The sequence below is a fragment of the Nocardia asiatica NBRC 100129 genome (assembly GCF_000308415.1).
GTDB lineage: Bacteria > Actinomycetota > Actinomycetes > Mycobacteriales > Mycobacteriaceae > Nocardia > Nocardia asiatica.
The window spans coordinates 1-21073 of record NZ_BAFS01000188.1 but is presented as its reverse complement, the minus strand read 5'-3'; the positions used below and the strand labels follow the sequence as shown (position 1 = coordinate 21073).

21 protein-coding genes are annotated in these 21073 nt (G+C 69.3%); 11 read left to right on the top strand and 10 right to left on the bottom strand.

Translation table 11 applies throughout. The annotated features are described in order from the left end of the window. Nucleotides 1-32: 32 nt before the first annotated feature. Both ON27_RS18175 and ON27_RS18170 read right to left on the bottom strand, forming a co-directional pair. Complete coding sequence (locus ON27_RS18175) at nt 33-956, bottom strand: hypothetical protein (protein WP_043728483.1); 924 nt, start codon at nt 954-956, stop codon at nt 33-35. Beyond that, a complete protein-coding gene (locus ON27_RS18170) occupies nt 946-1569 on the bottom strand; it encodes a hypothetical protein (RefSeq protein WP_043728481.1) in 624 nt (207 codons plus the stop codon). The genes ON27_RS18175 and ON27_RS18170 overlap by 11 nt, the downstream gene beginning before the upstream one ends. A 286-nt stretch (nt 1570-1855) precedes the next feature. Here ON27_RS18170 and ON27_RS41315 point away from each other — a divergent pair, with 286 nt between their 5' ends. Then, nucleotides 1856-2278 carry an EF-hand domain-containing protein gene (locus ON27_RS41315; protein ID WP_051046734.1) on the top strand — a complete coding sequence of 141 codons (423 nt, stop codon included), beginning with the start codon at nt 1856-1858 and terminating at the stop codon, nt 2276-2278. Between the two features lie 9 nt (nt 2279-2287). Here ON27_RS41315 and ON27_RS18160 read toward each other — a convergent pair whose 3' ends face one another. Genes ON27_RS18160 through ON27_RS18150 form a run of 3 tightly spaced genes read right to left on the bottom strand, consistent with a single transcriptional unit; the run spans nt 2288 to nt 4426 of the window. Beyond that, the gene (locus ON27_RS18160; protein ID WP_043728479.1) at nt 2288-2953 is read right to left on the bottom strand and encodes a GntR family transcriptional regulator; all 666 of its coding nucleotides are present in this window, start codon (nt 2951-2953) and stop codon (nt 2288-2290) included. Next, nucleotides 2940-3671, bottom strand: a complete 732-nt coding sequence (locus tag ON27_RS18155) for a maleate cis-trans isomerase family protein (protein WP_043728477.1) — start codon at nt 3669-3671, stop codon at nt 2940-2942. Before ON27_RS18155 ends, ON27_RS18160 begins: the two co-directional genes overlap by 14 nt. A 14-nt stretch (nt 3672-3685) precedes the next feature. Then, nucleotides 3686-4426: a maleate cis-trans isomerase family protein gene (locus ON27_RS18150; protein ID WP_043728473.1), complete on the bottom strand. Its 741-nt coding sequence runs from the start codon at nt 4424-4426 to the stop codon at nt 3686-3688. Nucleotides 4427-4512: 86 nt separating this feature from the next. On the opposite strand from ON27_RS18150, the gene ON27_RS18145 reads away from it, so the two are divergent. Both ON27_RS18145 and ON27_RS18140 read left to right on the top strand, forming a co-directional pair. After that, entirely contained in the window at nt 4513-5478 is a 966-nt protein-coding gene (locus tag ON27_RS18145) for a D-2-hydroxyacid dehydrogenase (protein ID WP_174377856.1), read from the top strand. A 12-nt stretch (nt 5479-5490) separates the two neighbouring features. Continuing rightward, complete coding sequence (locus ON27_RS18140; RefSeq protein ID WP_083887649.1) at nt 5491-6891, top strand: amidase; 1401 nt, start codon at nt 5491-5493, stop codon at nt 6889-6891. A 49-nt stretch (nt 6892-6940) separates the two neighbouring features. On the opposite strand, the gene ON27_RS18135 is transcribed toward ON27_RS18140, so the two are convergent. Both ON27_RS18135 and ON27_RS18130 read right to left on the bottom strand, forming a co-directional pair. Continuing rightward, nucleotides 6941-7435, bottom strand: coding sequence for a DUF3830 family protein (locus ON27_RS18135; protein ID WP_043728468.1), 495 nt, complete (start codon nt 7433-7435; stop codon nt 6941-6943). Nucleotides 7436-7503: 68 nt separating this feature from the next. Beyond that, nucleotides 7504-8745: an aspartate aminotransferase family protein gene (locus ON27_RS18130; RefSeq protein ID WP_043728462.1), complete on the bottom strand. Its 1242-nt coding sequence runs from the start codon at nt 8743-8745 to the stop codon at nt 7504-7506. Between the two features lie 132 nt (nt 8746-8877). Between ON27_RS18130 and ON27_RS18125 the strand changes: the two genes are divergently transcribed. Continuing rightward, nucleotides 8878-10350 (top strand): NAD-dependent succinate-semialdehyde dehydrogenase, encoded by a 1473-nt coding sequence (locus tag ON27_RS18125; RefSeq protein ID WP_043728458.1) that lies wholly within the window; start codon nt 8878-8880, stop codon nt 10348-10350. A 10-nt stretch (nt 10351-10360) separates the two neighbouring features. Then, the gene (locus ON27_RS18120) at nt 10361-11440 is read left to right on the top strand and encodes a tartrate dehydrogenase (RefSeq protein ID WP_218003009.1); all 1080 of its coding nucleotides are present in this window, start codon (nt 10361-10363) and stop codon (nt 11438-11440) included. Between the two features lie 222 nt (nt 11441-11662). On the opposite strand, the gene ON27_RS18115 is transcribed toward ON27_RS18120, so the two are convergent. Continuing rightward, complete coding sequence (locus tag ON27_RS18115) at nt 11663-12331, bottom strand: metal-dependent transcriptional regulator (RefSeq protein ID WP_043728516.1); 669 nt, start codon at nt 12329-12331, stop codon at nt 11663-11665. Between the two features lie 722 nt (nt 12332-13053). On the opposite strand from ON27_RS18115, the gene ON27_RS18110 reads away from it, so the two are divergent. Then, on the top strand, nt 13054-14025 hold the full coding sequence (locus tag ON27_RS18110; RefSeq protein ID WP_051046733.1) for a bifunctional riboflavin kinase/FAD synthetase: 972 nt from the start codon (nt 13054-13056) through the stop codon (nt 14023-14025). A gap of 3 nt (nt 14026-14028) precedes the next feature. Here ON27_RS18110 and ON27_RS18105 read toward each other — a convergent pair whose 3' ends face one another. After that, entirely contained in the window at nt 14029-14847 is an 819-nt protein-coding gene (locus tag ON27_RS18105; RefSeq protein ID WP_043728513.1) for an alpha/beta fold hydrolase, read from the bottom strand. Nucleotides 14848-15105: 258 nt separating this feature from the next. Here ON27_RS18105 and rpsO point away from each other — a divergent pair, with 258 nt between their 5' ends. The 4 genes from rpsO to ON27_RS18085 all read left to right on the top strand — a co-directional run bounded on the left by rpsO (nt 15106) and on the right by ON27_RS18085 (nt 20233). Further along, the gene (gene rpsO, locus ON27_RS18100; RefSeq protein ID WP_039799352.1) at nt 15106-15375 is read left to right on the top strand and encodes a 30S ribosomal protein S15; all 270 of its coding nucleotides are present in this window, start codon (nt 15106-15108) and stop codon (nt 15373-15375) included. A gap of 641 nt (nt 15376-16016) precedes the next feature. Next, nucleotides 16017-18293 carry a polyribonucleotide nucleotidyltransferase gene (locus ON27_RS18095; protein WP_043728448.1) on the top strand — a complete coding sequence of 759 codons (2277 nt, stop codon included), beginning with the start codon at nt 16017-16019 and terminating at the stop codon, nt 18291-18293. 38 nt (nt 18294-18331) lie between these two features. Continuing rightward, nucleotides 18332-19672 carry a M16 family metallopeptidase gene (locus ON27_RS18090; RefSeq protein WP_043728509.1) on the top strand — a complete coding sequence of 447 codons (1341 nt, stop codon included), beginning with the start codon at nt 18332-18334 and terminating at the stop codon, nt 19670-19672. A 138-nt stretch (nt 19673-19810) separates the two neighbouring features. Then, nucleotides 19811-20233 (top strand): hypothetical protein, encoded by a 423-nt coding sequence (locus ON27_RS18085; protein WP_157227226.1) that lies wholly within the window; start codon nt 19811-19813, stop codon nt 20231-20233. Between the two features lie 21 nt (nt 20234-20254). Here ON27_RS18085 and ON27_RS18080 read toward each other — a convergent pair whose 3' ends face one another. After that, nucleotides 20255-20581 (bottom strand): ArsR/SmtB family transcription factor, encoded by a 327-nt coding sequence (locus ON27_RS18080; RefSeq protein ID WP_043728506.1) that lies wholly within the window; start codon nt 20579-20581, stop codon nt 20255-20257. 39 nt (nt 20582-20620) lie between these two features. Between ON27_RS18080 and ON27_RS18075 the strand changes: the two genes are divergently transcribed. Then, on the top strand, nt 20621-21073 hold a 453-nt coding region (locus ON27_RS18075), incomplete at its 3' end, for an MFS transporter (RefSeq protein ID WP_157227225.1).

Sequence of the window (21073 nt, the reverse complement as noted above, 5' to 3'; positions counted from 1 at the left end):
CGTGCGGACCGTTCCCGTGCCGCCGCGTGCGCTCAGCATGCCGCCGGTTTCGCGGTGACGGGCCTGGTGAACTCCAGTCTGATGGCGCCGGAGCCATTGCGCGCCAGCACGATCGCGGTCCCCTGCGCACGAGACCAGGTTCTGGGGACGGTGACCAGATTGTCACCGGCCATCATGATCAGGACCAACCCGTCGTAGCGGTAGCGGTAGACCGAATCGGCTCGCGTGCAGGCTGTTTCCGTGACGCCGGGCGCTTTGAGATCGAGGGCTTTCTCGGCGTAGATGGTCAGCCCGGGGGCTGTGCGCAGGGTCTCGGCCTCGTATCGTTGGGCGCGGCCGATTCCCACGGCGAGCGAGTAGTCGGTGGCGGCCCAGAAGAAGCTGCCCGCGACGAGCAGGAAGACCAGGCCCCATTCCAGTGGCGTGGTCGTCGACGGTGCGGTCGCGAAGACGGCGAGCTGGCGTCGGCGGAGGCGCACGACGCCCCACAGCAGCAGCAGTCCGACGATCAAGCAGGACGGCGCGACGCCGATCGTCCAGTTCAACGGGTTGTCGAACCAGAGCTGGGACAGTCCGTTGAGCAACAGCAGCCCGCCGGTGATCGCGGCGGCGACCAGCAGCCACCTGGGCGGGGAACCGTGCAGAACGGCGGGCGGGATCGCCACCCGTCCCCAGGTGACGGCCAGTGCGACCACGGCGCATATCGCCAATGGGACGAACAAACCGTCGGCGCTGCGCATGACGTAGTCGGTCGTGCTGAACCCCAGTACTTGGGAATCGATGCCGAAGTATCCGCAGAATCCACGGGCGTGGAAGAACCCCCAATAGAACAGCAAGCCCGCCAGTAGTGTGGCCGGGGCGACGAACTGGCCGAGAAGCTGCGCCAGGTGGGAGAGATCGGCGAAGGTGGACGACTCTTCCCGAGGTCGGTCCGGCGGCGCAGGGTCAGCCGCCATCGCGCTTCGAAGTCGTCGGCGGCGCAGTGGTGGTGACGGGCTTCGTCGTGGTGGTGCTCGGTTGTCCACCTCCGTTTTCCGAGTCGTCCTTGGGCACGCACGTCTTGGTGTACACGGTGATGACTCCACCGGAGTCGATGGTGACGTCGGGCGGGAAACCAGCCGACGGCAGTGGCGGGTCGACACCCACGAAGGACTCGTACCCCTTGGTGATCGGTATCCCGTCCTCGGTGGACGTGCAGGTGGGCGTCGGCGCCGAATTCTTGGGCTTCTTCGTGACCGTTACGCAGTCGACGGGGAGCTTCTTCTTGTCGCAGTTCCCGGCCATCTGGGCCCGTATGTTGCGCACCACTTCGTCGGCAGGATCGCCTGTGCTGAAATCGAATTGGGCAATGTCGACCGGAATTCCCTTCGCTCCTCGGCCGCCGTCTCCGGAACCGCCTGGGTTGCCGGAGACCCCATCCGTCGGTCGGACTTCGGGTATGCCGCGTCTGCCCTCGTCGGATGGAGTGTCCTCGTCACCGCAACCGCTGAGGGCAGCGAGGACGGCGGCGAACGCTATGAATAAGATGACGATGCGCGATCCCGCGCGCCCTTGGCATTTCACACCCATGAGATGCTGCCGTCTCTCTGCGATTTCCGGCCCGATCGGCGTCGTCCACCTATTGTTCAACGCCGGCGCCGTTCACGCAGCTCAATTCTCGACTGCGCTCGGGGAATCGGTGGCGCAGGTCGTCAACGGGAAGCCGGTTTGCCGTTCTGTTCCGAGCGCCACGTTGCGTGGCAGGGCCGGAATGCTGTCGACAGCTACTCCCGCAAGGGGTTCCGTACAGTGTGGGGTGGTCGTCCACACCAGTTCGTGACGGCCGTGGTCGGTAGCGGCGGAGAAGGTAGCGGGCATGAACGATGGGCCGGTGGACACGTTCGGGTTGTGGGACCGCGACGGGGACGGGCTCGTCTCGGTAGCGGACATCACGGCGGGTATCCGGGCGCTCGGCCTGGAGGTCGACGACGCGGCGGTCGAACGGCTCGTCGCGGCCGCCGACACCGACGGCGACTTCCTGGTCTCGCGAGCCGAATTCGACGCGGCACTGGCGGGCGGGCGCATCGAGGTGACCGACGCCGACGCCGCGTTCAAAGTCTTCGACGTCAATGGCGACGGCCGCATCTCCGTCGAAGAACTCGAATCGCTGATCCGCCACTGTGGGGCGGGCCGGATCGAGGAACCGGCGGAGGTTCTGCTGGCGGCCGCCGACCGGGACGGCGACGGTTATCTCTGCCTGCCGGAGTTCCGCGCGCTGCTGGAGTTCCTCGCCCGGTAGCCGCTGCGCTCAGGAGCCGATCTGGCGACGGAGCCGTTGCACGGCGTCGTCCATGTGCTCGGCGAGCAGGGCGCGGGCGCGCGCCGGCTCGGCGGTGGCGATCGCTTCGCGCAGCTCCACGTGTTCGTGGGCCTGTTCGCGCAGGTCGGGATAGGTGGTCTGCAGAGCGCCCAAGCACATGCGCGTCTCGATCAGCAGCGTGCGCGCCGCCCGGACCAGTCGTGGGCTGGCCGCGCTCTCCACCAGCGCCTCGTGGAAGGCTTGGTCGGCATCCGAGACACCTACCGCGTCACCGCGTCCGGCACAGGCGACCATCTCCTCCACGCTGGGCGCGAGCGCCTCGTAGGCGATGGGGCGGCGGCCGTCCAGGATCAGTTCCAGCGCGCCGCCCTCCAGCGCCGTCCTGGCCCGGTAGATGTCGACCACGTCGTCGAGGCTCAGTTCGATGACGAAGATGCCGCGGTGACGGATGCTGTGCAGCAGGCCCTCGGACACCAAGCGCTGCATCGCCTCGCGCACCGGCCCGCGCGAGACCGCGAACCGTGCGGCGAGGTCGGCCTCGCCCAGCTGTGAGCCCGGCGCGAGACTGCCGCGCATGATCGCCTCGCGGAGCCGATCGGCGATCATCTCCGCGGTCGACTGCCGGTTCACCGGCTCGAAATCAACGACGGACATCGCTCTGCCTTTCCGCGAACAAGGTGCCGAGTCCGGGAACGACCGGCTCGGCGCCGGCCAGTCGCAAGCCCGCCCAGATCGTGACCTGATTGGCTGTGAGCACCGGTTTGCCCAGCGTAGCTTCCAGCTCCGGCAGCACTGCAAGGGTGTGCATCGCGGTGTCGGGGATGAGCAGCGCCTGCGCGTCGGGGTGGTCGTTGTCCGCGGCCAGCCGTAGCACTCGGCTCGCGCTGAGGGTGCCGACCTCGGCGGCGGTGTCGATGCCCGCGCTGGACATGGAGACGACCTCGATGCCCGCGTCGGCGAGGAAGTCCACGAACAGCCGGGCCACCTCGTCGGGATAGCTGGCGGCGACGGCGACGGTGCGCAGCCCCAGCACGTGCACGGCGTCGGCGAACGCGATGCTGGTGCTGGTCGCGGGCACACCGGCGACCTCGGCCAGCGCGCGCGCCTGGTCTCGGGCGCCCGCGGGACCGTAGACGAAACTGCCGGAGGTGCAGGCCCAGACGATCGCGTCGGGGCGGTGGCGGGCCAGCAGCGAAGCGCCGAGGCGCAACTTCTCCGGGCTGCCCAGCTCGAGCAGTTCCGGGACGGCGTGCAGATCGGTGCCGTAGATGTGGGCTACCGGAAGGCGCGCGCCGAGCGCCGCCGCCGCGAGCGGGTAGTCGTCTTCCGCCGCGTGGTCGGGGTAGATGAAGCCGACGGTGGGTGCGTGCATGCGATGTTCTTCCTTCAGAAAACGTTGAGTAGCCACTTGCCCGGGCCCATCATCGGCAGCTTCATCCGGCCGAGACAGGCCCACATGGTGAGCTGGTTGGCGGTGAGCACCGGTTTGCCCAGGGCGTTCTCCAGCGGCTCGATGACGTCGTAGGTGGGCAGGTTGGTGCAGCTGACGAAGACGGCCTGGGCCGTGGGATCGTCGGCGGCGAGGATGCGTTCGGCGATCGTGCGATAGCTGACCTTCCAGATGCCGCCGCCGAGCCCGAGATGGTCGGAGCGCACCACCGAGCACCCGGCTTCGGCGAGGAACTCGTGCAGCCGGTGGGTGAGGATCTCGTCATAAGGAGTGAGTACCGAGACCCGCGTGAGGTTCAGATGGCGGATCGCTTCCAGCAGCGCCCCCGAGGTGGTGACCGCGTCCTGCGCCCCCGCCTGGCAGATGGTGTCGCGTAGCGACTTCTCGTAGGCGAGGCCTTTGATGAAGCTGCCCGAGGTGCACAGGTAGGCAACCACTTCGGGCTCGACATGCAGCACGTTGCGGGTGGCCGCGGTGAGATGCGCGGCGTCCGAGACCAGTTCGGCCATCTCCAGCGACACCGGGACCGGCTCGTAGGGAGTGCGCGCCAGGTGCAGGCTCACCTCCAACGGCGCCCAGCGCCAGAGCTCCCGTTCGAGGGCGAGATCGAACGGTGCGATGATCCCGATGCCCCGTTGGGCAACGGGCCCCTCGAGGTCGGGAAAGCTCAGATCCACTACGGCCCCTCTCGCGCTCAGCCGGGACGACCTCCGAACACGATCGGATTGTTGACAATCATACGATGTCCTCTTACTGTGTCAATGTGGAAGAGGGCCCGATTGTCGCCGTCCTGCACAGTGACAGTGTGCCCGACGCCGAGCGCATGGACCGGATAGCAGACCGTGCCACCATCCGGTACACCGAAGCGTCCGGTCTGGCCGAGGCCCTGCGCGGGGCGGAGATCCTGTTCGTCTACGACTTCCGAACACGGGCGTTGCCCGGCGCCTGGCACGCCGCCGATCGTTTGCGGTGGGTGCACATGGGATCGACGGGCGTCGACCCGGCGATGTTCCCCGAATTGCGGGCCAGCGACGTCGTCGTGACCAATACCCGGGGCGTCTTCGACGCCGCGATCGCCGAATACGTGCTCGGGCAGATCCTCGGTTTCGCCAAGGACCTGTCCGGCTCGCTGCTGCTGCAGCAGCGGCACGAGTGGCGGCACCGGGAATCCGAACGGGTCGCGGGCGCCACTGCGCTGATCGTCGGCACCGGCTCCATCGGCCGCCACATCGCCCGGTTGCTGCGCGCGGTGGGAATGAGCGTGCGCGCCGTGGGCAGACGAGAGCGTGCGTCCGACCCCGATTTCGGGGAAGTCGCCACCGACCTGCACGCCGAACTGGCCGGCGCCGACTACGTCGTCGCGATCGCCCCGCTCACCGAGCAGACCAGGAACATGTTCGACGCCGCGGCCTTCGCCGCGATGAAGCCGCACGCGAGGTTTGTCAACGTCGGCCGTGGGGAACTCGTTGTGACCGACGACCTCGTCGCCGCGCTGCGCACCGGATCGATCGCCGCGGCGGCGCTCGATGTGGTGAACCCCGAGCCGCTTCCCGCCGATCACCCGCTGTGGGAACTGCCCAATGTCCGGATCACTCCGCACAACTCCGGTGACTTCATCGGATGGCGCACCGAGATCGTCAACGCGTTCACCGAGAACTTCGACAACTGGATCGCCGGACGTCCGCTGGACAACGTGGTCGACAAAAGGCTGGGGTACGTGCCCGGCTGAAGGAGCCCATCCATGAGCTACCCCGACAGGAACCAACCCACCGACCCGACCGCGATGACCGCGGTAGAACTGGTCTCGGCCTACGCGGCGGGCACCTTGTCGCCCGTCGAGGCGACCGAGGCGATCCTGCGCGCGATCGCCGACCGCGACGGCGCGCTCAACGCCTTCTGTCTCGTCGACCCGGATCGCGCCTTGGTGCAGGCGAAGGATTCCGAGGCGCGCTGGCAATCCGGCCATGCCCGCGGCCTGCTCGACGGGGTGCCGATCTCGATCAAGGACGTCTTCCTCACCGAGGGCTGGCCCACCCGGCGCGGCTCCACGTCGATCGACGCGGCCGGACCGTGGCCGGTGGACAGCCCCGTGGCGGCCCGGCTGCGCGAGGACGGCATGGTGTTCCTGGGTAAGACCACGACCCCGGAGATCGCGTGGAAAGCGGTCACCGACAGCCCGCTGGCGGGTGTCACCCGCAATCCGGCCGATCCGTCCACCACCGCGGGCGGTTCGTCGGGCGGTAGCGCCGCGGCCGTCGCGGGGGGTATGGGTCCGGTCTCGGTGGGCACCGACGGCGGCGGCAGCGTGCGCATCCCCGCTGCCTTCTGCGGCATCGTCGGGTTCAAGCCCACCTACGGACGGATTCCGCTGTTCCCGGCCAGCCCGTTCGGGCCGCTGGCGCACGCGGGACCGATGACGCGCACCGTCGAGGACGCGGCGCTGCTGATGGACATCCTGTCGCTGCCGGACCCGCGCGACCCGACCGCACTGGCCCCCACGCTCACCGTGTTCCGTGCCGAGATGCAGCGTGAGGTGCGCGGATTGCGGGTGGCGTACTCGCCGACGCTGGGTTACGCCACGGTCGATCCCGAAGTCGCGGCGATCGTGGAGACGGCGGTGGCTCGCCTCGCCGAGGCCGAACTCCGCGTCGGCGTCGCCGATCCCGGGTTCGGGGATCCACGCGAGGCGTTCGAGCTGCTGTGGGCGGCCGGCGCGGCCACCATGCTGTCCGGCTTCCCGGAGGGCACCCGCGACCGGGTGGACCCCGGTCTGCGCGCGGTATGGGAGCGCGGTGAAACCGTCACGGCCGTCGACTATCTGGCCGCGCGCAACGTGGCGGCGCAGATCGGCATCACCATGGGCGCCTTTCACACTGATTACGACGTCCTGATCACTCCGACGGTGCCTATTCCCGCGTTCGAAGCGGGCCACGACGTGCCCCCGGGCAGCGGGCTGCGCAGCTGGCCGGAGTGGACGCCGTTCACCTATCCGTTCAATCTCACGCAGCAGCCCGCGATCAGCATCCCGGCGGGCACGACCCGGGCGGGCCTGCCGGTCGGGCTGCAGATCGTCGGCCCGCGCCACTCGGACGACCTGGTGCTGGCGGTGGCCCGCTACGCCGAATTCGTGCTGGCCGCTTGAACGCCGATGGCCCCGCGAGTCGTCGCGGGGCCATCGGGTCGGCGGGTTCTCAGGCGCGGGCGAAGGCGAGCGTCTCGCCTTGGACGCCGTGCAGCCACAGCGAGTTGCACGCCGCGGCGATGTCGGCGAGGCCCTCTTCGATCGTGGCGAAGACATTGCCCGGTACCCAGCCGAGGTCGCCGTTGATCAACAGATTGTTGCGGCCGTAGAACAGCGCCAGGTCGGTGGCTCCTCGTTCGTGCTCGGCCGCCGAGCCGGGCTCGTAGCCGTAGGCCGGATTGCCGATCTCCCACGGTTCGAAGTCGAACAGGCACACGTCGCCGGGGATCGGGGTGACCGTCGGATTCTCCCGGTGCGGGGCCGCGCCGATCCGGGGCAGCAGGGTGTACACCTCGTTGCGGGCGTACTTGGCGTGGAAGGCGTCTCCTTCTTGCGGCAGGGCGTTCCATACCGCCGCGCAGGTGCGCGGAGCCTCCTCGTCCAGCAGACGAGCGCGGCAGGTCACGGCGGCTTTGGTGAGCGTGATGGTGAGGTAGCGGGCCATGCGTTCCTGCTTCCTGATCGGTGCCGCCGGGCGGGCCCGGCGAGCGGACGGGTGGTGCGCGCGGGGCGCTACAGCTCGGCGAGCACCTCGGACCAGATCGTCAGGGCGTCCTCGATCTGCGAATCGGTGACGATCAACGGCGGAATCATCCGGACCACGTTCATGTGCGCCCCGCAGGTCAGCAGCAGCAGACCCTTGTCCACCGCGGCGCGCTGGGCGGCCGCGGCGGTGGCCGGATCGGGTTCGCCGGTGGCCGAGGTGAACTCGGCGCCCGCGAGCAGGCCGAGGCCGCGGACGTCACCGATCGCCTTGGTGGCGCCCGCGCGCAGGCCGCGCAGCAGCTGGGCGCCGCGGGCGGCCGCGTTCTCGACCAGCCCTTCGGATTCGATGACGTCGAGCGTGGCGATCGCCGCCGCGCAGGCCACCGCGTTGCCGCCGTAGGTGCCGCCTTGTGAACCCGGCCACGCCCGCGCCATCAGCTCGCGCGAGGCCGCGATGCCCGACAGCGGGAATCCACTGGCCAAGCCCTTCGCGATGGTGATCACGTCGGGCCGGACGCCGAAGTGCTGGTGCCCGAAGAATTTTCCGGTGCGCCCGAAACCGGTCTGGATCTCGTCGAAGACCAGCAGGATGCCGTGCCGGTCCGCGCGCTCGCGCAGCCCGCGGAAGAACTCGGTGTTGCCCGGGACGTAGCCGCCCTCGCCGAGTACCGGCTCCACGATGAACGCGGCGGTCTCGGCGGGGGAGGTGAGCGTGGCGAACAGGTAGTCGAGTTCACGCAGCGCGAAGGCGGTGGCTTCCGGTTCGCTCCAGCCGTAGCGGTACGCCGTGGGGAACGGCGCGACGTGCACACCCGGCATCAACGGGCTGAACCCGGCGGAGAACCGGGTGCCGGAGGTCGTCATGGTCGCGGCGGCCACGGTGCGGCCGTGGAAACCGCCGTGGAAGACGACGACGTTCGGCCGCCCGGTGGCCTGGCGGACCAGCCGCAGCGCGGCCTCGATCGCCTCGCTGCCGGAGTTGGCGAAGAACAGCGCGTCCAGCCCCTCGGGCAGCACCGCGCCGAGCCGTGCGGTCAGCTCCAGCAGCGGCCGGTGCAGCACGGTCGTGTACTGGCCGTGGATCAGCGTCGCGACCTGCGCTTGCGCCGCCGCGACCACACGCGGGTGGCAGTGGCCGGTGCTGGTGACGCCGATGCCGGCGGTGAAGTCCAGATACCGGCGGCCGTCGGTGCCGTAGAGGTAGCACCCCGCGCCGTGGTCGACGGTCACCGGAGTGGCCTGTTTCAGGATGGGCGAGAGCTCGGTCATGGTGGTTCGCCTCCCGGAGCGGGGATGGATGCGCGGTTGTCTATTGTCGGATTGTCGACAATATGCATAACATGGCCGGACGGGTCGCAGCAATGGCAGAGCGCTGCCCGGTGACGAAAGGAGCCACCGACGATGCTGACCGAAAGCGCTCTCAGCGCTGCCGAGCGCGCCGCGATCGATACGGTGCCGCGCGGCCTGTTCATCGACGGGCAGTGGCGTACGACCGCGCGGACGCTGCCGGTTCTCGATCCGTCGACCGGCGCGCCGCTGTGCGCGGTGGCCGACGCGGACCCGGCCGACGGGCTCGCCGCGCTGGACGCGGCATGCGCGGCGCAACCGGGCTGGGCGGCCACGCCGCCGCGGGAGCGCAGCGATCTGCTGATGCGCGTGCATCGCGCGCTGCTGGCCGACACCGAGCGGCTCGGACTGATCGCGACCTTGGAGATGGGCAAGCCGCTGGCCGAGGCGCGCGGCGAAATCGCGTACGCCGCGGAATTCTTCCGCTGGTTCGCCGAGGAAGCCGTGCGCTTGGACGGCGGTTACCTGCCCGCACCCACCGGCGGTTCGCGTTTCCTGGTGACCCGGCAGCCGGTCGGCCCGAGTTTGCTCATCACGCCCTGGAACTTCCCCGTGGCCATGGGGGCGCGCAAAATCGCGCCCGCGCTCGCCGCCGGTTGCACCTGCGTGGTGAAACCCGCTGAGCAAACGCCCCTTTCGATGTTGGCGCTGGCCGAGGTGATGGCGGGCGCCGGGTTGCCCGCGGGGGTGGTCAACGTCGTCACGACGGCCGAGCCCGCCCCGGTGATGACGCCGCTGATCCTGGACGACCGCTCGCGCAAGCTGTCGTTCACGGGCTCGACGGCGGTCGGCAAGCAGCTGCTCGCGCAGTGCGCGCAGACGGTGATGCGCACCTCGATGGAGCTCGGCGGCAACGCGCCGCTGCTGGTGTTCGACGACGCCGACTTGGACGAGGCGATCGAAGGCGCTCTCGCGGCGAAGATGCGCAATATCGGCCAGGCGTGCACCGCCGCCAATCGCATCCTCGTCCAGCGCGGCGTCGCCGCGGAGTTCGCCCGCGGGCTCGCCGAGCGGATGGCGGCCCTGCCGATGGGGCGCGGCACCGAACCGGACGTCGTGGTCGGGCCGCTGATCGATGCCGAGGCCGTCGCGAAGGTGCAACGCCTGGTCGACGACGCCCGCGCCCGCGGCGCCACGGTGCTCACCGGCGGAACCACGCCGGTCGGACCGGGCACCTTCTATCCCGCGACCGTGCTGGTCGACGTCCCCGACGACGCCGAGCTGTGCCACACCGAGATCTTCGGACCGGTGGCTGCCATCGGCGTCTTCGATACCGAAGGCGAGGCGGTGAGCCGGGCCAACGACACCCCGTACGGACTGGTCAGCTACGTGTTCACCGAGAACCTGCGGCGTGGACTGCGGGTGTGCGAGGCGCTGGAAACCGGCATGGTGGGGCTCAACCAGGGCGTGGTGTCGAACCCGGCCGCACCCTTCGGCGGGGTCAAGGAGTCCGGGCTCGGGCGCGAGGGCGGGCTCACCGGGATCGACGAGTTCCTGGAGACCAAGTACATCGGAGTGCGACTGTGAAGGAGTGCCAGTGAAGGAGTACCGCATCGCCACCATCCCGGGTGACGGGATCGGAGTCGACGTCACCGCGGCGGCGGTGCGGGTGCTCGACGCCGCGTTGCCCGGCCTGACATGGACCGAATTCGACTGGTCCTGTGCGAACTACCTGCGCACCGGGGCGATGATGCCGCCCGACGGCGTGGAACGACTCGCGGGCTTCGACGCGATCCTGCTCGGCGCCGTCGGCTTTCCCGGCGTGCCCGACCACGTTTCGCTGTGGGGACTGCTGATCCCGCTGCGCCGCGCCTTCGGGCAGTACGTCAATCTGCGCCCGGTGCGCCTGCTGCCCGGCACGGAGTCGGCGCTGCGTGGCCGCACCGCCGACGACTTGGACATCCTGATCGTGCGGGAGAACTCCGAGGGCGAGTACTCCCGGATCGGCGGCATCCACAACGAGGGCCGCCCCGACGAATTCGTGCTACAGGAGTCGGTGTTCACTCGCACGGGATGTGAGCGGATCATTCGCTACGGGTTCGAGCGGGCCGCCGAACGGTCCGGGCGATTGTGCTCGGCGACCAAATCGAACGGGATCATCCATGCGATGCCCTACTGGGACAGTGTGTTCGAACGCGTCGCGGTGGACTACCCGCAGGTGACCACGCGGCAAATGCACGTCGACGCGCTCGCCGCCGAAATCGTGCTGCATCCGGACCGGCTCGACGTGATCGTGGGTTCGAACCTGTTCGGCGACATCCTCTCCGACCTCGCCGCCGCCGTCACCGGCGGGCTCGGTCTGGCCCCGTCGGGCAATATCAACCCCGAGCGCACCGGCCCATCGATGTTCGAGGCCGTGCACGGTAGCGCCCCCGACATCGCCGGTCAGGGCATCGCGAACCCGGTCGCGCAAATCCTGGCCGGTGCGATGCTGCTCGACCATCTCGGTGAGTCCGCCGCTGCCGCCGCGATCGATCGAGCCGTCTGCGACGTGCTGGCCGCGGGCGAGGTCCGCACCCCGGATCTCGGCGGCACGAACACCACCGACGAACTCGGTGACGCCATCGCCGCCCGCACGGCAGAGTTGGCCCGGCCCGCCGCGGCGGAATTCGGCTGACCGATCGCCGAGATCCCGGTCGACGCTCCAGCGCCGTTTCGTCGCCGCGACCCTCATCGTGGCGCAGGTGCGGGCAGGCGGACCACGGAGCGGTCGACGGGTGTCGGACCGAGTGGGCTCGTGCCGGTCGGCTCGTGCCGACCGTGCACCCGGCATCTCCGGTGGTTCGAAACGTTCGGATTCGCTGCTCGGTCCGCTCGAACGACCGAGCGGGCCCGCGGCTCAGGTAGTGAGCCAGATGGCGTCGGCGGCGGGGCGCCCGAGGTCGGTGGCGGCCTCGGTGGCGCCGATGCGGATGGCGATGGTGCCCGCAAAATCGCGGCGCTCGACCACCGTGATGACGGTGTCCAAGGCGATGCCGACGGAATCGAAGTAGCGCAGCATGTCGGGATCGGCGTCCGAGATGCGGGCCACCCGGCCGTGCTCACCCGCGTGGAAGTCGCTGAGCTGGCGCGCGGGCGGGGTGGGTACCGCGCCGTCCACCGACGGGATCGGGTCGCCGTGCGGGTCGCGGTCGGGGTAGCCGAGCTTCGCGTCGATGCGCGCCATCAACAACTCCGAGACCGCGTGCTCGAGCACCTCGGCCTCGTCGTGCACCTCGTCCCAGCCGTAGCCGAGTTCGTTCACCAGGAAGGTCTCGATGAGCCGGTGCCTGCGCACCATCGCGATGGCGGCGCGGCGGCCTTCGGGCGTGAGGGTGATCGCCCCGTAGCGGGCGTGCTCGACCAGCCCTTGGTCGGCGAGTTTGCGCACCGCTTCGGAGACGGTCGAGGCCGACACGCCGATCCGCTCGGCGAGCAGTTTGGTGGTCACCTTCTCCTGCGACCACTCCTGGGCGGTCCAGATGACCTTCAGATAGTCCTGGGCGACCGACGAGAGCACAGGCGCGATCGTCGCGGTACCGCCGTGCGGATCGCCCGGAACCGGGGCGTCGGCCAGCTCGCGTCGAGTGGCGATATCTCGTTTACCGGGCACACACCCGAGCTTAGGCACTAGCGTGCCGATACACACATCCCGCGAGCCGCCGTTGGGCCATCGCAAACGAATCGCGATTCGCCGTTCATCCACCGGGCGAATCGGCGTTCACACCGGATGCGGGGCCGCTCGCGCCGCGACCTCGACGCCCGCACCGGTCGTGCGGCGATCCAGCACAGCGCGCGGTCCGCGACCGAACCATCTGCCGAGTGTGCCGTTGCCACATGCGTGCGCCGAACACTTCCGCATTTCCACGCCGGACCTTTCCCTCCTGGCGAAAGAGTGTTCGAAAGGCTGGAAACATTTGTCGAATCAGCACTTTCACGCATCCGTCCGGCGCATTTCCGACGCGCGAAGTATCCGCCGGTGTCGTCGCGAATCCCGACACTGCGCACGACGGAATACCGTCGTGCGGTAGCCACGGCCACTCGGCGGTCAGCTCCCGGAGCAGGAAACGGCTACGCGTCGCCTCGCCCGACGAATTCCGAACGGCACGGCGGGCCGACGACCTACCGGGACCGCTGCGGAGCATCCGGCCGACCCCGTCGTCCTCGGAAGGCTCCCGACGCGCGGAAGTGTTGTGTGAGATCCGCACGCCCGAATACTGTTCGCTACCTGATTTGCGTAGGCTGCGCACTGTGCAGAGATGGCGAAGTCTCGACGAGGTGCCCGCGGACTGGGGGCGCTGTGTCCTCACGATCGGTGTGTTCGACGGTGTGCACCGCGGCCACGCGCAGTTGATCAGCCGGGCCGTGAAGTCCGCGGCCGCGCGCGGCGTGCCCGCGGTGCTGATGACCTTCGATCCGCACCCGATGGAAGTGGTGCGCCCCGGCTCGCACCCCGCGCAGCTGACCACGCTGACCCGCCGCGCCGAACTGGCCGAGGAACTGGGCGTGGACGTCTTCTGCGTCATGCCCTTCACCCACGAATTCATGAAGCTGACCCCCGCGCGGTACGTGCACGATCTGCTGGTGGAGCGCTTGCATGTGGTCGAAGTGGTGGTCGGCGACAACTTCACCTTCGGCAAGAAGGCCGCGGGCACGGTCGAGACCATGCGCGAGCTCGGCAAGCGATTCGGATTCGAAGTCGACGGCGTGACATTGCTCGCCGAACACGCCGTGACCTTCTCCTCCACCTACATCCGCGCGTGCGTCGACGCGGGTGACATGGCCGCCGCGGCCGAGGCGCTGGGGCGGCCGCACCGGGTCGAAGGCGTTGTCGTGCACGGTGACGGCCGCGGCAAGCAGCTCGGTTTCCCGACCGCGAACGTCGCTCCGCCGATGCACGCCGCGATCCCGGCCGACGGCGTGTACGCGGGATGGTTCACCGTGCTCGGCCCCGGCCCCACCATCGGCACCGTCACCCCGGGCGAGCGGGCCATGGCCGCCATCTCGGTGGGCACCAATCCGACCTTCTCCGGCCGGGCCCGCACGGTCGAGGCGTACGTGCTCGACGGCGAGGCCGACCTCTACGGCCAGCACGTCGCGGTCGACTTCGTCGAGCACATCCGGGGCCAGCGCAAATTCGAGTCCGTGGACGAGCTCATCGAGTGCATGGGCCGCGACGTGGAGACCGCGCGCAAGATCCTCACCGCCGTCGACGCCGGGTGAGCGTCAGGACTTCATGAAGTCGAGCAGGTCCTGGTTGAGCTGGGCGGCGTGGGTGACGTACAGCCCGTGCCCGGCGGTCGGGTACTCCTTGTAGACGCAGTCCGGGATGAGTTTCGCGGTGCGCCTGCTGCTGGCGTCGATCGGGATGGACTGATCCGGCACGCCGTGCACGACCAGCGCGGGAATCGGCAGATTCCGCAGGGTCTCGCGGTGGTCGGAGGAGAAGGTCGACTCCCAGACCGCGATGGTGGACCACGGTGAGGCCGACAGGCAGCGGCGGATCTCGTGGTCGATCAGCGCGGGGGACACGTCGTTGCCGAGGTGGGTGGCGAAGTATCCCTGGGCGCGATCGGCGAACCACTTGGGGCGGTCGGTGCGCCACTGGGCGACCGACGCGCGGCTCAGCTCGTCCGGAAGGCCCTCAGGGTTGTCCTCGGTCTGCCGCAGGAAAGGCAGCGTGGTGGCGAACAGCGCGATACGTCCCACTCGCCCGGTGCCGTGCCTGGCCAGGTATCGGGCGACCTCCGCGCCGCCCGCGGAGTGCGCGACCAGGGTCAGGTCGCGCAGGTCGAGCCGTTCGACCAGCTCGGCCACGTCGTCGGCGCGGGTGTCCAGGTCGTATCCGGTGGAGGGGCGATCGGAGCGGCCGTGTCCACGCCGATCCGGTAGCACGCAGCGGTAGCCCCGCTCGACGAAGAACGGGACCTGGTACTCCCACATCTCCGCATCGAGCGCCCACCCGGCCAGGAACAGAATCGGGGCTCCGGTTCCGTAGTCTTCGTAGGCCAAGCGGGTGCCGTCGGTCGTCTCCAGGTAAGGCATCGTCATCTCCTCGTATTCGTCGATACGAGAAGAAGATTCGCAGCCGATGCGCGGCGAGTCGATTACCCGGAAGGTAATGCCGACGCTTCCGTGCCCGGCACGTCCGAAACCGTCGGCCGCGCCGATCGACGTGCGATTTCGGTGGGCGGCGCCCGGTCCGGTAGGGTGGTTCCTCGGGTTTGCTGCGGTCCGCGGTGGCGCCCGCACCGGGTGACCGGACATTCGAGCGCGGAACTGAGAAACAGGAGTGGATGCCCCATGGCGCTGACCACCGAGCAGAAGTCGGCGATTCTCGCCGAATACGGCCTGCACGAGAAGGACACCGGCTCGCCGGAGGCGCAGATCGCGCTGCTGTCCAAGCGGATCGCCGACATCACCGAGCACCTGAAGAAGCACAAGCACGACCACCACACCCGCCACGGTCTGATGGCGCTGATCGGTCGTCGCAAGCGGCTGTCGAAGTACCTCCAGGACAACGACATCAACCGCTACCGTTCGCTGATCGAGCGCCTCGGCCTGCGGCGGTAATTTCTGGCCGCGACTTCGTCGCGGCGTGTTCGCGGCCCCCTTGTGGCTCGCGTCCGTGTGACCACCGCTTGCGACTTCGTCGCGGACGCGGCGGCCGCTCGGACGCGAGCCGGGCCGCGAACGGACAATGCTCGGTCTCGCTTCGCTCGGAACCGGTGGTTCGGCCGGTGGGGGTGCGGGGCGGTAACCGTGTGGACAGGATGTTTGCCGGGTGGCGCAGCCGTGTGGGCGGGTAGGCCCCGGCAGAGCGCATCACCACGAAGTGGCGGAGCGATAGCCAGCCGTCGACACGTGATTGTCCGAGGCGGTCGCTGGTTCAGCCGATGGGGAGACGTACAATCGCTCCGTTGGCTATTTGTGTACAGGGGTGGATCGCCCCCCTTCGCACGACAACATTGCACAGCCGTATGCACCCGCCCGCGTGGCGTCGGTCTTCGGTAGTGGCCTATCGGCAGCGAGTTGGCGCCGTCGGGCTTCGATCGATGACCGCCTCCGCGTCGCCGACTCCAAGGGGACTCGGCCGGGTGCGCGCGTCGCAGCCAGGAGGGTTGCCGCGCGTCCGTACCCGGTACGGCTGACGACAGCCGGATCGCGCCCGATGAGCGCTCGAGCCGGCGAAGACGAGAGGTTGAGAGAGAAGAATGACCGAAACAACTGAACGCAAGAGCTCGGCCGTCGAGGTCGAACCGGGCGTCTTCGAATCCGTCGCGCTGATCGACAACGGCAGCTACGGCACCCGCACCATCCGGTTCGAGACCGGACGCCTCGCCCGGCAGGCCGCCGGTTCGGTCGTCGCCTACCTGGACGACGAGACCATGCTGCTGTCGGCCACCACCGCGGGCAAGCAGCCCAAGGACCAGTTCGACTTCTTCCCGCTGACGGTCGACGTCGAGGAGCGGATGTACGCCGCGGGCCGCATCCCCGGATCGTTCTTCCGCCGCGAGGGCCGTCCGTCCACCGACGCGATCCTCACCTGCCGGCTGATCGACCGGCCGCTGCGCCCGTCGTTCGTCGACGGTCTGCGCAACGAGATCCAGGTCGTGGTGACCGTGCTGAGCCTGGATCCCAAGGACCTCTACGACGTGGTGGCGATCAACGCCGCGTCCGCGTCCACCCAGTTCGCGGGCCTGCCCTTCTCCGGCCCGGTGGGCGGCGTGCGCGTCGCGCTGATCGAGGGCCAGTGGGTCGCCTTCCCGACCACCGAGCAGCTCGAAGGCGCCGTGTTCGACATGGTCGTCGCCGGGCGCGTGGTCGAGTCCGGTGACGTGGCCATCATGATGGTCGAGGCCGAGGCCACCGAGAAGGTCATCGAACTGGTCGAGGGCGGTGCGCAGGCGCCGACCGAGGCCGTCGTCGCCGAGGGCCTCGAGGCCGCCAAGCCGTTCATCGCCCGCCTTTGCCGCGCGCAGCAGGACCTGGCCGAGCTGGCCGCCAAGCCCACCGAGGACTTCCCGCTCTTCCCGCCCTACGGCCAGGATGTGTACGAGGCCGTCGAGGGCACCGCCAAGCGCGAGCTGAGCGAGGCGCTGAGCATCGCGGGCAAGCAGGAGCGCGAGGAGAAGATCGACGAGATCAAGCTCGCCGTGCTCGAGCGCCTCGCCGACGACTTCACCGGACGGGAGAAGGAGCTCGGCGCGGCGTTCCGCTCGGCCACCAAGAAGCTGGTGCGCCAGCGCATCCTGTCCGACGGCTTCCGCATCGACGGCCGCGGTCTGGCCGACATCCGCGCGCTGTCCGCCGAGGTCGCGGTGGTGCCGCGGGCGCACGGCTCGGCGCTGTTCGAGCGCGGCGAGACCCAGATCCTCGGCGTCACCACCCTGGACATGGTGAAGATGGCCCAGCAGGTCGACTCGCTCGGCCCGGAGACCAGCAAGCGCTACATGCACCACTACAACTTCCCGCCGTTCTCCACCGGTGAGACCGGCCGGGTCGGTTCGCCCAAGCGCCGCGAGATCGGCCACGGCGCGCTGGCCGAGCGGGCGCTGATCCCGGTGCTGCCCACCCAGGAGGAGTTCCCGTACGCCATCCGGCAGGTCTCGGAGGCGCTGGGTTCCAACGGCTCCACCTCGATGGGCTCGGTGTGCGCCTCCACGCTGTCGCTGCTGAACGCGGGCGTGCCGCTGAAGGCGCCGGTCGCCGGTATCGCGATGGGCCTGGTGTCCGACACCATCACCAACGACCAGGGCGAGGACGAGGTCCGCTACGTCGCGCTGACCGACATCCTCGGCGCCGAGGACGCGTTCGGCGACATGGACTTCAAGGTGGCGGGCACCCGTGAGTTCGTCACCGCGCTGCAGCTGGACACCAAGCTGGACGGCATCCCCTCGCAGGTGCTGGCCGGTGCGCTGAGCCAGGCCCACGACGCGCGCACCACGATCCTGGACGTGATGGCCGAGGCCATCGCCGCCCCGGACGAGATGAGCCCGTACGCGCCGCGCGTCACCGCGATCAAGATCCCGGTCGACAAGATCGGCGAGGTGATCGGCCCCAAGGGCAAGGTGATCAACCAGATCACCGAGGACACCGGCGCCAACATCTCCATCGAGGACGACGGCACCGTGTTCGTCGGCGCGACCGACGGCCCGTCCGCGCAGGCCGCGATCGACGCGATCAACGCCATCGCCAACCCGCAGCTGCCGAAGGTCGGCGAGCGCTTCCTGGGCACGGTCGTCAAGACCACCGCCTTCGGCGCGTTCGTCTCGCTGCTGCCCGGCCGCGACGGCCTGGTGCACATCTCCAAGCTGGGTAACGGCAAGCGCGTAGCCAAGGTCGAGGACGTCGTGAACGTCGGCGACAAGCTGCGGGTGGAGATCGCCGACATCGACAACCGCGGCAAGATCTCGCTCGTGCCGGTCGAGGAGAACGCCGAGGAGACCGGCGACCACACGGCCGATGCGGGCTCGGCCGGGACCGAGTAGTACTTGTCCCTGTGACGAAGAAGAAGACGACAACCCCTCTGCTCGACACCGGGCGGGGGGGTTCGTCACTCGAGCTGCGGACGGACCCGGACAGCGGAGTACGGCGCACTGTGCTGCCAGGCGGTTTGCGCGTGGTCACCGAGCATCTGCCCGGCGTGCGCTCGGCGTCCGTCGGCGTCTGGGTCGGGGTCGGGTCGCGGGACGAGGGCCCGACCGTCGCGGGCGCCGCGCACTTCCTGGAGCACCTGCTGTTCAAGGCGACGCCGACGCGGTCGGCCCTGGACATCGCCGAGGCGATGGACGCGGTCGGCGGCGAGCTGAACGCGTTCACCGCCAAGGAGCAGACCTGCTACTACGCGCACGTCCTGGACGAGGATCTGCCCCTGGCCGTGGACATGGTCTCCGACGTGGTGCTCAACGGCCTGTGCCGGTCCTCGGACGTGGACGTGGAGCGGCAGGTGGTGCTCGAGGAGATCGCGATGCGCGACGACGATCCCGAGGATTTGGTCGGTGACTCGTTCCTGGCCGCGCTGTTCGGCGACCATCCGATCGGGCGCCCGGTGATCGGTTCCATCGAATCGATCGAGGGGATGCGGGCCGCCCAGTTGCGGTCGTTCCACCTGCGGCGCTACCGGCCGGACCGGATGGTGGTCGCCGTCGCGGGCAACGTGGAACACGACCACACGGTGGAACTGGTGCATCGAGCCTTCGAGAACCGGCTCGATCCCGCGGCGGCTCCCGCGCCGCGGCGCGAGGGCCGGTTCCGGCCGCACGGCACCCCGCAGTTGCAGTGGAGTCATCGCGACAGCGAGCAGGCGCATCTGGCTTTCGGCGTGCGTGCCTTCGGGCGGCACGAGGGGGAGCGGCGCTGGCCGCTGTCGGTGCTGAACACGGTCGTCGGCGGTGGGTTGAGTTCGCGGCTGTTTCAACGCATCCGGGAAGAGCGCGGTCTGGCCTATTCGGTGTATTCCAGCGTCGACACCTTCGCCGACACCGGCGCGTTCTCGGTCTACATCGGCTGTCAGCCGGAGAACCTGGGCCAAGTGGCCGCCCTGGCGCGCGGTGTGCTGGAGGAAGTGGCCGCCGACGGCATCACCGACGCCGAATGCGCACGGGCCAAGGGCTCGTTGCGCGGCGGGTTGGTGCTCGGTCTGGAGGACTCCGCCTCGCGGATGAACCGCTTGGGGCGCAGCGAACTCAGCTACGGCAATCACCGCAGCGTGTCGGAGACCCTGGCCCGCATCGACGCCGTCACCACCGACGAGGTGTCCGCCATCGCGCGGACGCTGCTGGCGCGGCCCTTCGCCGCGTCGGTCGCCGGACCGTACAAGCGCACCCGTGACCTGCCCGCCGCGGTACGGCGGCTGGTGCCCAGTTGATCCCTGTCGCGGGCGACGGGGTTGCGGCTTGGTGTGGAATCCTTCGGCGCGATATCGTTTCGGCCGCCGCCCGTCGGTCCTCGCCGGGGCGCTGAACCCTGTTGTGCCCGGATCCGGCGATCGCTGCAAGGAGTCGAGATGAATCGAACGAAACGTGCCCTCTGCGTGCTGGGCGCGGTCTCGATGCCGATCCTGGTGCTGTCCGGGTGCGGCGGAACGGACGCCGAGGCGGGCAAGGCGGGGGAGCCGACCGCGGCCGCGCTGCGCGAGGAAGCCACGAAGATGACGAACGCGCTGGCCGCCCACGACTACGCCGCCGCGTACCAGTTCCGTTCCGCGCGTTGCAGGCTCACGCTGAACCAGGACGACTACGTGGCGTCCATGGCGCAGCTCTACGACGGCAGGGACCTGAAGTCCAAGCCGTCGAAGATCGACGTCACGACGTCCGGATCGACGGGGACGGTCACGGTCGAGAACTTCGACGCCCGCGCGTCCGAGGACGACCGGAAGTCGGCGACCTGGACGTTCGTCGACGGGCAGTGGCGCTTCGACAACTGCTGAGCGCGCATAGCCTCGGGCGCGTCATCCCGGCTGGGCGCGGTTGGCGGCCGCGATGATCGTCGGCACCAGCCCGGGCAGCGCGGACTCCAGGTCGTCGATGCGCAGGCGCTGGCAGGTGTGCCCATCGACGACCAGGCGCTCGATGACGCCCGCGTCGCGCAGGATTTTGAAATGGTGGGTGGCGGTCGATTTGTTGATCACCTCGTAGAGCGCGCCGCAGCGGACCGCCGTCCCCGCGTTGGCCAGCCGCCGCACCATCTCCAAGCGCACCGGGTCCTGTAGTGCGTTGAGCACCGTGGGCAGCGCGGCCACCGGGGGCCGCTGCTGGGTGCCGGGGGCATCGGCCATGATCTGGCTCACTCTCAGGTTTGATGTTCGTCGTACCGGATGTATCGTCGGACATGGTTCGACCATCATCAAACTTACCTGATCGGAGTGCCGATGGCAGCGACGATGGCGGTGGCCGCCGAGGAACAGACCGCACAGCGCTGGGCTTACGCCCTGGTGCTCGCGGCCAGTGGCGTAGCGCTGGGGGTCTCGGGCGTGCCCGCGCCGCTCTACGGCATCTACGAGAAACAGTGGCATCTCTCGCCGCTGACCACGACCATCGTGTTCGCGGTCTACGCGGTGGCCGCGCTGGGCGCGGTGCTGGTGTCCGGGCGGATCTCCGACGTCGTGGGCCGGAAACCGGTGCTGCTCGGCGCGTTCGCCACGATGGTCGCCGGGCTGGTGGTGTTCGTGCTCGCCGACAGCGTGGCCATGCTGCTGCTGGCGCGCGCGTTGCACGGGCTCGCGGTCGGCTCGACCGTGGTCGCGGGCGCGGCCGCGCTGCTGGATCTG